The organism is Bacillus sp. B4EP4a (assembly GCF_006680105.1).
GTDB lineage: Bacteria > Bacillota > Bacilli > Bacillales > DSM-1321 > Peribacillus > Peribacillus simplex_E.
In genome coordinates this window covers 21,135-34,734 of the sequence record NZ_VHIK01000008.1, presented here as the reverse complement: position 1 = coordinate 34,734, position 13,600 = coordinate 21,135, and the positions used below count along the sequence as shown (strand labels likewise).

Sequence of the window (13,600 nt, the reverse complement as noted above, 5' to 3'; positions counted from 1 at the left end):
CAATGTTCGGAGTGCGGAACCCATATCACGGAACAAGCTGAATCCTACTTAATGGAATGTGACCGCTGCCTTTCGAAACACGAAGACTAAATTAAACCAAATCATAAGGAGGAATCATCATGCAAACTAAAAACCCATTGGAATTCTTCAGGACTCTGCCACCTAAACAATGTTCGGAATGCGGGACCCATATCACGGAACAAGCTGAATCCTACCTCTTGGAATGTGACCGCTGCCTTTCCAAAAAAGATGAATATTAATATAAGATGCTGACATCAAGAAGCTATATAGGCCAATTTGATGTCAGCATTATTTCCTTGCATTCAAAAAAGGATGTCCCCGGGACACCCTTAAGCCGTACTTATTTTTTATCTCCCAATATATTTGTCTACATATTTTCCACTTATCTGCCTGCTGCTGTATTGTAAGAAATCCAATGCAAAAATCATGAATTCAAGGCCTAGACGCTTATCTGAACGCATAAAATCAGAACCTAGCAGTTTCTCCAATTTTTCAAGCCTATGGTATAGCGTTTGCCGGACAATGAATAGTTGTTTCGATGTTTCCTGTTTGGAACCGTTACAAGCAAGATAGGTCTTCAAGGTAGGCATTAACTCACCATTGTTTTGCTTGTCATATTCAATGACCGGACCTAAATATTCGTACACCGTTTCCTCCAGATTACCATGTTTATTTATGAGCGAAATCATGCGATGCATATGTAAGTCCTGATAAAAGAAGCTCCTGTTATCCTCTGGTAGTGTATCCTGAAGCAGCAAAGTCTCACGGGCCGTTTCATAACTTTTATAAATCTCACTTAACCTTTGAACATGCTTTCCAAACCCAATGGCAAGCAGACCCATACGATTACGCCCGCTTACATCCATTTTCATGATTCGATCCACCGCGCTTGTAATCCTTGATTTCCAATCTTCAGATGAACGATTATCACCTAAAATAAAAACAAGATGCTGATGTATTTCCATGGAAAATATCTGAAACCCGTACTGTTCAAAAACTGTTCTAAACATTATCTTAAAATAGGTTCCATCTAATTTTGTGGAACTTTTATTATATTTTGGGTGTTGTTTGCAAATGCAAACAATTCCGCCATCCAACTGCATTTTCGGATCAATATAGGAAAGTCTCTCCCGGATTGCTTCGTCACTATATTCACCTTCAATCCAATTTGTAAGCCATTTACTTTCTTCCGACATTTTCTTTTCTTCTATATATAACTCCCTTAATAGATGCTGTGCCAATGCCGTAGCCGTTCGATCCAAGATCAGTGAATCAAAATCAGTCAACTCTCTGTCGTTGCTGCAAATGAGCAGTTCCGCATAATTTTCACCGAGCACTTGAATCGGCTGTCCAAGAACGGTCTTATCCAATTTCCGCTTCTCTTCGAATATGTCCGCTACCATTTGGAAGGTTATTTTTTTCTTGGTTTTTGGAATGCTGGCTATATCATTTTCATTAAAGATAAGAATAACCTGTACATTTAAATAGCTGTGGAGAAATTTTAGAATTGGTTCATAATGGTCAATTTCGAGGAGATTTTTATTTAACTGCTGGGAGTAGTTTTCTAAGTTGGAGATCATCTGATATTGTTTATTGATGATAAGGGAATGAATATCCTGCGTGATTTCTACGAAAGGGACCTCTTCATGAAATAGGATGATAGGGAATTGCCGTTCATTTGCGAGATCAATGGCACATTGGGGCACGGCCATGGTGTCTGCGCCAACCTCTATACAGAGTCCAGCTGCATCGCATTCAATTAACTGTCTTAAGTAGGATAGAAATGTGTCATCGCAATCTTTCCACCCTAAACCGGTAGTCAGAATCAGTTCATTTCCATTTAACAAATGGCTGATTTGGGTTACTTCCATACAGTGTACCCACTTCACTTGACGCTTTATCCCACCGCTACCTGCAATTATATCCGTCAGATTAAAATGCTTGCGTGTTAGAATTTCCTCGATTGTAATCGATGTATTCATCCATACACATCCTTTTATAAAACTGCTTTAAAATCTATTATAAACGGACAACCTTTAAATCTCCAGACACTTGTTAGAAAATCTAACGTCAAAATTCTACAAAAACATCGAACAGGAACAAGAAAAAGGACCCATTCGTGAGGAATAGGCCCGGTTCATAACCATTTCAATTCAATTTTTTGACAAGCAATGTAGAGAAGTATTTCCTTCCTTCCGGGGTTTTGATGTTCAATTGCTTCCATTCCTGCTTCGTTCCTTCAATCAGTTCAAAATCGAGAAAAGCTCCACTTAAACTTTCGGAAACCCGGGTGATTCGATATCCTCTTTCAAGTAAAAAATCGATTTGTTCCCTTTCTAAGCGATACTCTTGATATTCGGACATTTACATTCCCCCCTTTTTCATACGTTCTCCTTGCCGGTTGAAGCCGGAAAAACCATCTCTTCCTCAAGTTCTGGACCTTTTCCGATTTTCCAATCCCTGCCAACGGAAATTCCTAAATATTTCTCATCGCTGGGATCAATGATTTCAGCTTGTTCATATTGCTTGAACCACCAATACTTAGCTAATATATAATAACTTGCACCGCCGAGAAGAAAGCCAATAATAAACGAGTAATTTGAAAAAATCGTGGCACCGATTCCGCCTATCACCCAAGAAATGATTCCTGCCCAATTCACTCCATTCAAATATTTATACTGGCCTTCACTCTCATAGAGGTCTCGTACATTCACTCTCCGTTTACGGAGGAAATAGTAATCCGCTATCAGGATGCCGACAATGGATGCCAGGATTCCGCCTATTATTAATAAAACTTCTATTATGATGCCGAACAGGCTCCATGGCTGAACTACTATCCCAATAACCCCCGCCACAACGACTCCCGCCCAAAATGGCATTTTAGGACCCATGACATTGGAGAAAATCGTAGCTGCGGGAATGACATTGGCCGTAGTATTCGTCGACCATTGAGCAAATACGATCATGATTAAAAGGACCCCGAGAGCAATTCCACTTGCTGATCCCTGTATGGCAACTACAGGATCATAATTGGAAACAGCCATATAAGAAACGGCTCCGATAATCACCATGAACGTCTGCGTGATGGGATAGGTGATAATATTCCCAATTATTTGCCCCTTATTGCGCTTGAACCAATTTTTTTCATTTTTTGGTGCCTTTATATAGCGGGAAAGCGTGGGCATATCTGCAGTCAACGTGCCCCAAAATCCCATATTTGCCATGATAACGACCATGAAAGCCGTGGCGGCAGCCCCGCCAGTGACCGGACTTTCAATCCAGGACCATACATCTCTTCCTTGGGCCACAGCCTGATCGGATAGAGTGAAGTACATCCAGCCAGAAATTAAAATGATAACGGGCGCCGCCAAGTCGGCGAATCGTTCTATCGACTTTATTCCCATTGCCGTGTTGACCAATTGTAAAACGGCAAAAATGAGGAAGCATATAAACCAATTATCAAAGTCAAAAAGGGTTGTGAAGATAGCGTTCATTGCAGTGGCTCCAAAGTAAGTATTGAGGCCGAACCAGCATGACGCTACAAAACCCCGTACAACCGAAGGGATGTGGGTGCCAATCGTACCGAACGGCGCCCTCATATAGACCGGGAATGATATTCCATGTTCAACACCAATATCCCCTGTCATTGTCATCAAAAAGCCGAGAACCACACAGGCAATGACCGTTGCAAGAACGACCCAGCCTAAGGATAAACTTTGAACACCGTTCCCACCGATTGCGAAGGCGGCCAATACTACAGCCATGCCCACCCAAATGAAACCAAATCCGGCTGCACTTATATTTTTCTCACTATGAGGTATAGGCAGCAAATCGGGAGACTTTAAATAATCTTTCTTCTCACTCATAGAAAATCCCCCTAAATTAATTTGCAAGATTCCTTACCGAAGTTAGACTGGAAGCCTTTTTCCGGTATCCGGCTTCAGCGCCGCATTATATTTTGCCCGTTTCAGGAATTGCCCTTTTCCAGCTTCGCCTACAAATTGTTTGTCTTTAATGACGAATTGACCTCTCGATAAAACGGAAACCGGTTCACCTGTAATTTCCATACCTTCAAACGCATTATAATCCACAGCCATGTGATGAGTATCAGCAGAAATGGCCCTTTCAACTTTCGGGTCAAAAATGACGATATCAGCATCCGAACCTACTGCAATCGTCCCTTTCTTAGGGAATAATCCAAATAGTTTGGCAGCACGCGTAGAGGTCATGTCGACGAATTGATTCAAGGTAATACGCTCTTTCATGACCCCTTCAGAGAAGAGGATGCTCATACGATCCTCAATAGTTGGGCCACCATTCGGTATTTTTGTGAAATCTTCACGTCCAAGTTCCTTCTGTCCCTTAAAATCAAAAGAGCATTGATCGGAGCCGATCGTTTGCAGCTGTCCCGTTTTCAAAGCATTCCATAGCACTTCCTGATTTTTCTTCTCCCTTAACGGCGGGGACCATACATACTTAGATCCTTCGAAATGGGGCTTTTCAAGATAAGACTGGTCAAGAACCAAATATTGCGGACAAGTCTCCCCCCAAATATCCACCCCTTTATTTCTTGCCTCCGTGATCTTTTCAACCGCATCTTCACAGGTGACGTGAACCACATAGAGCTGACCATTTGCCATTTCCGTCAGTTTAGCTGCACGTCCAGTTGCTTCCCCTTCAAGTTCCGGAGGCCTTGTCAGTGCATGGTAAATTGGATCGGTGTTACCTTCAGCAAGTGCCTGCTTTGTAAGATAATCGATGACATCACCATTTTCAGCGTGAACCATGACAAGTGCGCCAAGTTCCTTTGCTTGCAACAAAGTGCGGTATAGCGTGGCATCATCAGCTTGAAAAACATTCTTGTAAGCCATGAACACTTTAAAGGAAGAAATCCCTTCATTATCGATGATACTTGGCAACTCAGCCAATACATCATCGTTAATCTCACTGATCATTAAATGAAAACCATAATCTATGGCCGCTTTTTCATTGGCCTTTTCATGCCATGTTTCAATTGCTTTCTTTAATGGCACCCCTTTTTCGGTCAGACAAAAGTCGATGATCGTTGTCGTGCCTCCATATGCAGCAGCAATCGTACCCGTTTCATAATCATCCTTCGTCGTTGTCCCTCCAAACGGCATATCGAGATGGGTATGCGGATCAATGCCCCCCGGAAAAATATAAGCGCCTTTTGCATCAATGATTTCAGCCCCCTCAGCCGGCAGGTCCTTGCCAATCATTGCAATCTTCTCATTTTCAATCAATATATCCGCCTGATACGTATCTGCAGCTGTTGCAATCGTTCCATTTTTAATGATTTTCTTCATCTTCGACCCCTCCATCATTTTACGAAATCAACACTTTCACTGCTTATGCCCCCAAGGAACGACTGGCGTTCATTCCAGGTCATTGGCGGTAATTCATTTGTCAACTCGATCATATCGATCGCCCCATCGACCGGACAGACGATCGAACAAAGGTTACAGCCTACGCAATCTTCTTCGCGCACTCTCAAGAAGGAACTGCCTGACGTGTCCTTTAACATATCTATACATTGATGAGATGTATCTTCACACGCAATATGGCATTTATTGCAGTTGATGCACACATCATTATTAATGCGCGCAACAACCTTATAATTGAGATCTAAATTCCCCCAGTCGGAATAACGCGGTACGGACTTACCGACAATATCCATCACAGAAGAAATCCCTTTTTCATCAAGGTAATTGGACAGGCCATCAATCAAATCTTCTACTATTCTAAAACCGTGATGCATGGCAGCCGTACAAATTTGCACTCCAGTCGAACCCATCAATAAAAATTCCACCGTATCCTGCCAATTTGAAATCCCGCCTATTCCGGAAATGGGAACATTGACCATTTTATTCCTTGCACACTCAGCCACCATATTCAAAGCAATCGGCTTCACGGCGGGACCGCAATACCCTCCGTGGGCCCCCTTGCCGCCTACATGGGGAATCGTATTCCATGAATGGATGTCCACTCCTGCCAAGCTGTTGATCGTATTGATCATGCTTATTGCATCCGCACCGCCGCGCACCGCCGCTTCAGCCGTAACCGTAATGTCGGTTATATTGGGTGTAAGCTTGACGATGACGGGTTTGGATGCAGCTTCCTTCGCCCAGTATGTTTGCTTTTCCACAAGTTCGGGAACCTGTCCCGAAGCAGCTCCCATCCCACGCTCTGCCATACCGTGCGGGCAACCAAAGTTTAACTCGTAACCATCGACCCCCACATCTTCTATACGTTTGATGATTTCATGCCACTTTTCCTGTTTTGGCTCCACCATCACCGATGCAATGATTGCATGATCAGGGAATCTCTTCTTCGTTTCATATATTTCTTTCAGATTCACTTCAAGAGGACGATCCGTAATCAATTCTATATTGTTGAACCCGGCAACTCTCTGTCCATTAAAGCTGACCGCTGCAAAACGTGATGAAACATTCAGGATGGGATCACCCAATGTCTTCCAAACCGCTCCTCCCCAGCCAGCTTCAAATGCGCGCTGGACTTGATAACCCGAATTAGTAGGTGGTGCTGAAGCAAGCCAAAAAGGATTGGGAGATTTAATACCTGCAAGATCAATTGATAAATCAGCCATGATAAGCCTCCTAATTTTCATAGTTATTAAGCAATATCCACCGCTTCGCCCATCAAAATCGATTCAATTTCATAGGCTGTCTTCTTCCCTTGCTGGGCAGCTGAAACAACCATTGCCTCACCTTGGCCTTTTCCGAAGATCACGTCACCGCACGCAAAGATCTTTTCATTCGATGTCCTGTAGGAATCACCCTCCAATGTTACGACACCATCATCATGTTGAATGCCGAACTGTTCAATCAATCCTACATACCTGGATTGGCCTATAGCACGAATGACCCCATCGACCGGTATGACGAACTCTGAACCGGGAATTTGGACTGGACGGCGCCGGCCATCTTCCCCCGCCTCGCTAAGCACCATCTTCACGCACTCGATGCCCGTAACCTGACCGCTTTCATCCGAGAGTATCCTGGAGGGGGCAGTCAGCCAGTGAAACCCGACACCCTCTTGTTTGGCAAACTCATATTCAAAATCATAGGCTGTCATTTCCTTTTGGGTACGACGATAAATAATACTCACCTGTTCGGCGCCAAGGCGTACAGAACAGGTTGCGGCATCGATCGCCGTGTTTCCAGCCCCTATTACCACCATCTTCTTCCCAATGAATTTATCAGTGATTGCCCCTGTTTTCGTTGCTTTCACGAAATCGATTGCATCATAAACTTCAGCCAAAGCCTCCCCTTCAATTCCAAGCTTAGGAACATCGGACATGCCGATCGCTAAAATGACCGCATCATAGTCGGCAGTCAGCTGATTTGCGGAAACATCCACTCCGACCCGTGTATTCGTTTTAATATCAACATCCAAACTCTTTACTTGCTCAACTTCCCAATAAGAAATGCTCTGAGGTAAACGGAACGATACAATTCCGTAAGTATTTAATCCGCCCGGATTCTTTTCAGCTTCGAAAATGGTTACACTGTAGCCAAGCAAGGCTAACTCCCTTGCTGCAGACAAACCCGCCGGACCGCTTCCTACAATGGCAACTTTTTTGCCATTCTTCTTCCCGGCCTTGAATAGGGCTTGTTTATTTTGGATGGCCCAATCTGTGGAATAACGCTGGAGATTGCCAATCATGATTGGCTTTGTAGAATGGTTCAGGACACATGCCCCCTCACATAGCTCTTCAGTCGGACATACCCGCGCACAGCTGGCACCGACAGGATTGGCTGTCATGATGGTCTTGGCCGACCCTTTAAAATTACCTGAAGCTATCTTCTTAATAAAACCTGGAATATCTATTCCGGTCGGACAGGCTTGGATGCATGGGGCATCATAGCAGTATAAACATCGATTCGATTCTTCCAAAGCTTCCCTTGGGGATAAACTCCTCTGCGCTTCCTGGAAGTTAATCTCCAGATCACCTTTTAATGGGCTCGTCATACTCATCCACTATTTCTCCTTCCAAACATTTATTTTTGAAAAATAAAAAGGGAGGAATTGCATGCATTTCTCTCTACTGTCCTCATATTTAAACGATTGAAAGCATTGCCAACATGGTTTTCATCAATTTATTCAACTAACAGTCATGGCGATTTCCCAGCCAAAATTCTCTCGTTTTGTTTATTATTTTCTATCATTCTCTCACTGGTCACGCCTCGGTCCCTGCTTCCTTCTAACACAAAAAGCCCCCCCTGCTAATCTTAAAAACTCATATCCTGATGATAAATCAGAGAATTGAGTATTCTTTATTTTATAATGTTAAAAAGTAAGTTACATTATACAAAGTGTAAAGTATTTCCAGATGCTAGATATGCAATATGTAATAATCATGTTATATTTCCTAACAATAAGTGATAAACATCGTCATTTTTCTACATTCAAACTTACTTTTCACCATACTTATTGATATTCTTTGGATGGTTTGTTCTGAAGACCTAATTATCAACACTTTGTCCACATAAAAAAAAACCCAGAAACTAAAATCTTGGTTTCCTGGGTCTTTTCACTTTTATCCACAACTTATTCACATATTAGATGGCATTAATCTCTTTGTTTTCGCAGAACAGAGGCATTCAACCAAAAGTTATCCACAATACCGAATCGACTTTTCCACTTATCAACAAACCGTTAACAATTTATCAACAGGCAGGTTCATTCCGGATGAATAACGTATCGTTTATATTTCTCATAATCCGTTTTCTTGCACTCAAGCTTTATTCGATATCCGGTTGCCTCATATTCTGTTACGGTTATGTGACCATTTTCATTGAAATATGAAACCAGCTGTCCTTGATCAAATGGAATCAGCATTTCACAGTGAGTATAGTCTACAAAAATATGCTTGCGAATTTGACCTATCAATTCCTCAATGCCAACTTTGTTTTTTGCTGACATATACACAGAGCCACGATTCACCTGAGGGATATCCAAATCGGTAAGGTCCGCTTTATTATAGGCAAAAATCGTTGGAATCCCTTTAATGCCTATCTCGTCTAAAGTTTTATCCGTTATCTCTATTTGCTGCTCATGATTAGGATTGGAAAAATCGACAACATGGATCAACAGGTCCGCTTCTACCACTTCTTCCAATGTGGATCGGAATGCTTTCACGAGATGATGGGGCAATTTGGACACAAACCCCACCGTATCCGTCAATAAAAATTCCTTTTTATCCGGAAGCGGGATGTTTCGGACGGATGTCTCAAGCGTAGCGAACAGCATATCCTTCTCAAACACCTGCTTCTCGGCTGTTGGATGGAACATCTCAATCAGGGCATTCATGATCGAAGATTTACCTGCATTGGTATAACCGACTAAGGATACGACAGGGATGGCATTCTTTTTCCGCTGTTTCCTCTGCGTTTGCCGGTGTGCAACAAGGGCTTCCAGTTCTTTATTCAAAACACTTATATTTTCCTCGATTCTCCTGCGGTCAAGCTCTAACTGCTTTTCACCTGCACCTTTGTTTGTACCGACCCCGCCACTCTGACGCCCTAATGACTCCCTCAAACCAACGAGACGCGGGAGCATATACTGAAGCTTTGCCACTTCTACCTGAAGCTGTGCCTCCTTCGTTTTCGCCCGATGCGCGAAGATGTCCAGAATCAAGATTGTCCGGTCGATCACCTTGCAATCCATGTCCCTCTCCAGATTACGAAGTTGCGAAGGGGAGAGCTGATCATTAAAAATGACGACATTAGCTTCTTTATGCTCAACGAGATTTTTTACTTCCTCGATCTTCCCGGTACCGATAAAATGTGACGAGTTCACCCGTTGCAAATTTTGTGTGATGGTCCCTGCAACCTCTACCTCGCATGCTTCCGTTAAATTGGCCAATTCCTCCATTGAATACTCAAAATCCTTTTGACCGTTGAGATTAACTCCAACCAAGATTGCCCTCTGCTGTAATTCCATCATTTCAAATCCCTTCCGTACATACCTTACTCCCTATATTATGCTTAATCAAACCCATCATACTGCCTAAAAGCCAGCCACATTGTAGCATACCAGACATTACTTGCATAACGTTCGCTGCCCAAGTTTATCGGACTTCCCTTTACTATAAAAGAAAATTCAACAAAAAAATAACAGGACCGATTAATTTTTTCAAAGTTTCACATGAAACAATTGGAAAGCTTATAAATAAAAGCTCCTTGGTGCACCTTAAGATACACCAGGGAGCTCATATTATTCTATTCCTTTATTCTCAATAACCTAAGACTATTCAATGTAACTAATAACGTCGCACCCATGTCGGCAAAAATCGCCATCCAAAGTGTTAACCAGCCCGGCGCTATCAATAATAAGGCCAGGATTTTAATCACCAATGAAAACGTGATGTTCTGCTTAATGATTTTTAATGTTTTGCGGCTTAAGCGGATTGTATAAGGCAGCTTCGACAAGTCATCACCCATTAAGGCAATATCGGCTGTTTCAAGGGCCGTATCTGTACCCGCCCCGCCCATTGCTATTCCTACTGTGGAAGCTGCCAAGGCCGGAGCATCATTGACACCATCACCTACCATGGCCACTCGATCATATTTTTGTTTCCATCGTTTGATGATGGTCAATTTATCTTGTGGCAATAGCTCCGCCTCGATCTCATGAACGCCAGCTGCCGCTCCAATAGCTTTAGCTGTTCCGATATTATCCCCAGTCAGCATGATCGTTTTTTCAATGCCTAATGCATGCAGTTTCCGAATTGCTTCTTTACTGCTTTCCCTTATTTCATCAGACACCGCGATGAGCGCCAGGATCTTCACTTGATCGCCAAGCACCATCACCGTTTTTCCCGCATTTTGAAAGCCGCTGATTAATTTAAGCACATCATCAGATAAAACTAAACCTGCCTCTTCTTCAAAAAGGTGGGGTTTACCAATGTAATAGATTCCTTGATTGATTTTCCCTTTTATACCTTTACCTGTGATCGCAGTAAAATCCTCTACCAATAAAGAATGATAGTCCACATCTTGGTTTTCCGCCTTTTGAAGAATGGCTGTGGCAAGGGGGTGCTGTGACCTGCTTTCTAAAGCAGCAGCGATAGCCAGCACATCCTGTTCATTCAACTCAGCAGATAACACAGTGAAATCAGTCACTTCAGGTACGCCCTTTGTTAAAGTACCCGTTTTGTCAAACGCAATCGCCTTTAAGGCTCCCGCTTCCTCCAAATGGACCCCGCCTTTAATCAGCACACCATGTTTCGCAGCATTTCCGATAGCTGTCACAATGGCGATGGGCGTAGAAATGACCAAAGCACAAGGACAACCGACAACAAGTACAGCCAACCCCCGGTAAATCCATTCACTCCAATCCCCGTTCATCACAATCGGGGGCAACACGGCAATGGCCAAGGCAATGAGCATTATGGCCGGCGTATAGAATTTTGCGAATTTATCCACGAAGGCTTGGGAAGGGGCCTTTTCGGCCTGTGCTTCTTCAACAAGGTGGATGATTTTTGCAATCGTCGTATCCTCGACTCGCTTCGTGACCTCCACTTCGAGCAACCCTTCACCATTTAAGGTTCCGGCAAACACTTCACCATCAACCGTTTTAAAAACCGGCTCGGATTCCCCAGTAATGGCTGCTTGATTAAGTGTCGAGGCCCCTTTCATGATCCTGCCATCCATGGCAAGCTTTTGACCCGGTTTAACGATCATGATGTCGCCCACTTCAATCTCATCAACAGCAACCATCATTTCGTGATGCCCCCTACGGATCAAGGCTTCTTTAGGTGCGATGTTCATTAATGATTCTATAGAATTACGGGCTTTATCCATCGAATATTTTTCCAGTGCTTCACTTATCGCAAATAGGATGACGACAGTCGCCCCTTCGCCCCATTCACCAAGCACGGCCGCCCCGATGATGGCAACCGTCATAAGGGTGTGCATATCAAAGCGAAGTCTGACAAGATTCTTCAATCCATTGACAAATAATGAATATCCCCCAACTATGATTGCAGCCGCATAACCGATCACCGGCATGATGCTTCCATCAGCATATCGATTATCCAATATCCAGCTGATCAGCAAAAGGATAACCGAGAACACCACTTTTATATTTTCTTTTTGCTTCCAAAATGGTTCCTTTTGCTTCACCTGTTCCTGTTCACCACGGATTCTCAGGTTATCAAAAGCACCCGCCTTTTCAATTTCTTCGATAGTCGCACTGCCCTGTACAGAAATCTTCGAGGCACCAAAGTTGATTTTGGCATCCTCCACGCCCTCTAGTTCACGGACTTTGTTCTCAAATTTAGCTGCACAATTAGTGCATGATAGACCTTGGATACGATATGTTTTTAATGGGGACTCAGCCATCGACCCTTACCTCCTGCTGATGTTCTAAAGCAATGAGAATTAATTGCTTTATATGGTGATCATCCAAAGAATAAAAAGCCAACTTTCCTTCTTTTCGGTATTTTACGATTGCGTGTTTATAAAGGGTACGAAGATGATGTGACGTTGTCGCCATCGAAGCACCAATGATATTGGCCAGATCGCACACACACAATTCCTCGTCCTTACAGAGCGCATAAGCTATCTTCGCCCTATTCTCATCGCCTATAACCTTAAACAGCTTCGACATGCTGGATAAATTCACCTGGCTCATTTCCTCTTGAATGCGATTAACCTTCACTTCATCATGCAGGTGGACATCACATATATCTTTCAGTTCCGTCATCTTCTCACACCTCTCATTCAAATCTACGTTTGATTATAATATAACATAATTACCTGAATATTCAAATCTATATTTGAATGTACAAGAATCTTTTCTCCTTCCTTTGGAAGTGCCTATATGTCTTTATATGTGGGCCATCGTTTTTTGTTTCACTTCGCAGTCGTTCCCCTGGAATTTTGCTGAACACAAAAGGGCAGGCCGTCCTCTTTCCAGGGACTACATGAATCTCCTGAACCGAAACTTCTATACTTCAGGCGAAAAAAAAAGAAGGGACATAAATTCCTTCACGTCCCTTCAATCCAATGATTTCAGTAATTTCCTATCGATTCCTTGATAAGTATAATATATTTAATTTAGTATTTTTTAGAAAAACTATGATATACTTAGTCAAACCTTTTTAAGCGTTTTACTTTACTTGTACCATTTACCCTGCTTATCGTTGAGCAGGGTTTTTTGCTATGTATTTTCACAAAACAAAAAAAGACAGACCCTATAACAAGGATCCGTCTTTTTTTGTTATTGAAATTATGCTTTTTGAACGTTAGAAGCTTGAGGTCCGCGTTGACCTTGTTCTACTTCAAAAGTAACTTCTTGACCTTCGTCTAAAGATTTGAAACCTTCGCTTTGGATAGCTGAGAAATGTACGAATACGTCGTCTCCGTTTTCGCGTTCGATGAATCCAAAACCTTTTTCTGCGTTAAACCATTTTACTTTACCTTGTTCCATTGTTGTTGCCTCCTAGTGCATCTAAGCACAATGTATTACTATCCTTGCTCTAAGTCATCATCGAAAACGAAAAGTAGTACTTTTAGTATCCTTAGTACCG

12 protein-coding genes are annotated in these 13,600 nt (G+C 42.8%); 2 read left to right on the top strand and 10 right to left on the bottom strand.

Going from position 1 to position 13,600, the window contains the following annotated elements; all coding sequences use genetic code 11:
• Together yhfH (FNK51_RS04730) and yhfH (FNK51_RS04725) are read left to right on the top strand one after the other, a co-directional pair.
• On the top strand, positions 1 to 90 hold a 90-nt coding region (yhfH, locus tag FNK51_RS04730), incomplete at its 5' end, for a protein YhfH (RefSeq protein WP_141992593.1).
• Positions 91 to 119: 29 nt separating this feature from the next.
• Positions 120 to 260 carry a protein YhfH gene (yhfH, locus tag FNK51_RS04725; RefSeq protein WP_098371755.1) on the top strand — a complete coding sequence of 47 codons (141 nt, stop codon included), beginning with the start codon at positions 120 to 122 and terminating at the stop codon, positions 258 to 260.
• Between the two features lie 108 nt (positions 261 to 368).
• Here the strand turns inward: yhfH (FNK51_RS04725) and FNK51_RS04720 are convergent, their stop codons facing one another.
• The 10 genes from FNK51_RS04720 to FNK51_RS04675 all read right to left on the bottom strand — a co-directional run bounded on the left by FNK51_RS04720 (position 369) and on the right by FNK51_RS04675 (position 13,500).
• A complete protein-coding gene (locus FNK51_RS04720) occupies positions 369 to 2,003 on the bottom strand; it encodes a PucR family transcriptional regulator (RefSeq protein WP_141992592.1) in 1,635 nt (544 codons plus the stop codon).
• Positions 2,004 to 2,169: 166 nt separating this feature from the next.
• Positions 2,170 to 2,385, bottom strand: coding sequence for a hypothetical protein (locus FNK51_RS04715; protein ID WP_098371753.1), 216 nt, complete (start codon positions 2,383 to 2,385; stop codon positions 2,170 to 2,172).
• A gap of 17 nt (positions 2,386 to 2,402) precedes the next feature.
• The gene (locus FNK51_RS04710; RefSeq protein WP_098371752.1) at positions 2,403 to 3,887 is read right to left on the bottom strand and encodes an NCS1 family transporter; all 1,485 of its coding nucleotides are present in this window, start codon (positions 3,885 to 3,887) and stop codon (positions 2,403 to 2,405) included.
• 42 nt (positions 3,888 to 3,929) lie between these two features.
• Positions 3,930 to 5,348, bottom strand: coding sequence for a dihydropyrimidinase (gene hydA / locus FNK51_RS04705; protein ID WP_098371751.1), 1,419 nt, complete (start codon positions 5,346 to 5,348; stop codon positions 3,930 to 3,932).
• A 14-nt stretch (positions 5,349 to 5,362) separates the two neighbouring features.
• A complete protein-coding gene (preA, locus tag FNK51_RS04700; protein WP_141992591.1) occupies positions 5,363 to 6,649 on the bottom strand; it encodes an NAD-dependent dihydropyrimidine dehydrogenase subunit PreA in 1,287 nt (428 codons plus the stop codon).
• A 26-nt stretch (positions 6,650 to 6,675) separates the two neighbouring features.
• Positions 6,676 to 8,034: an NAD(P)-dependent oxidoreductase gene (locus FNK51_RS04695; protein ID WP_286178576.1), complete on the bottom strand. Its 1,359-nt coding sequence runs from the start codon at positions 8,032 to 8,034 to the stop codon at positions 6,676 to 6,678.
• Between the two features lie 711 nt (positions 8,035 to 8,745).
• The gene (hflX, locus tag FNK51_RS04690) at positions 8,746 to 10,011 is read right to left on the bottom strand and encodes a GTPase HflX (protein ID WP_141992589.1); all 1,266 of its coding nucleotides are present in this window, start codon (positions 10,009 to 10,011) and stop codon (positions 8,746 to 8,748) included.
• A 275-nt stretch (positions 10,012 to 10,286) separates the two neighbouring features.
• Entirely contained in the window at positions 10,287 to 12,410 is a 2,124-nt protein-coding gene (locus FNK51_RS04685) for a heavy metal translocating P-type ATPase (RefSeq protein ID WP_141992588.1), read from the bottom strand.
• Positions 12,403 to 12,774 carry an ArsR/SmtB family transcription factor gene (locus FNK51_RS04680; protein WP_098371746.1) on the bottom strand — a complete coding sequence of 124 codons (372 nt, stop codon included), beginning with the start codon at positions 12,772 to 12,774 and terminating at the stop codon, positions 12,403 to 12,405. The genes FNK51_RS04685 and FNK51_RS04680 overlap by 8 nt, the downstream gene beginning before the upstream one ends.
• A 525-nt stretch (positions 12,775 to 13,299) precedes the next feature.
• Positions 13,300 to 13,500 (bottom strand): cold-shock protein, encoded by a 201-nt coding sequence (locus FNK51_RS04675; RefSeq protein ID WP_034304915.1) that lies wholly within the window; start codon positions 13,498 to 13,500, stop codon positions 13,300 to 13,302.
• Positions 13,501 to 13,600 lie beyond the last annotated feature (100 nt).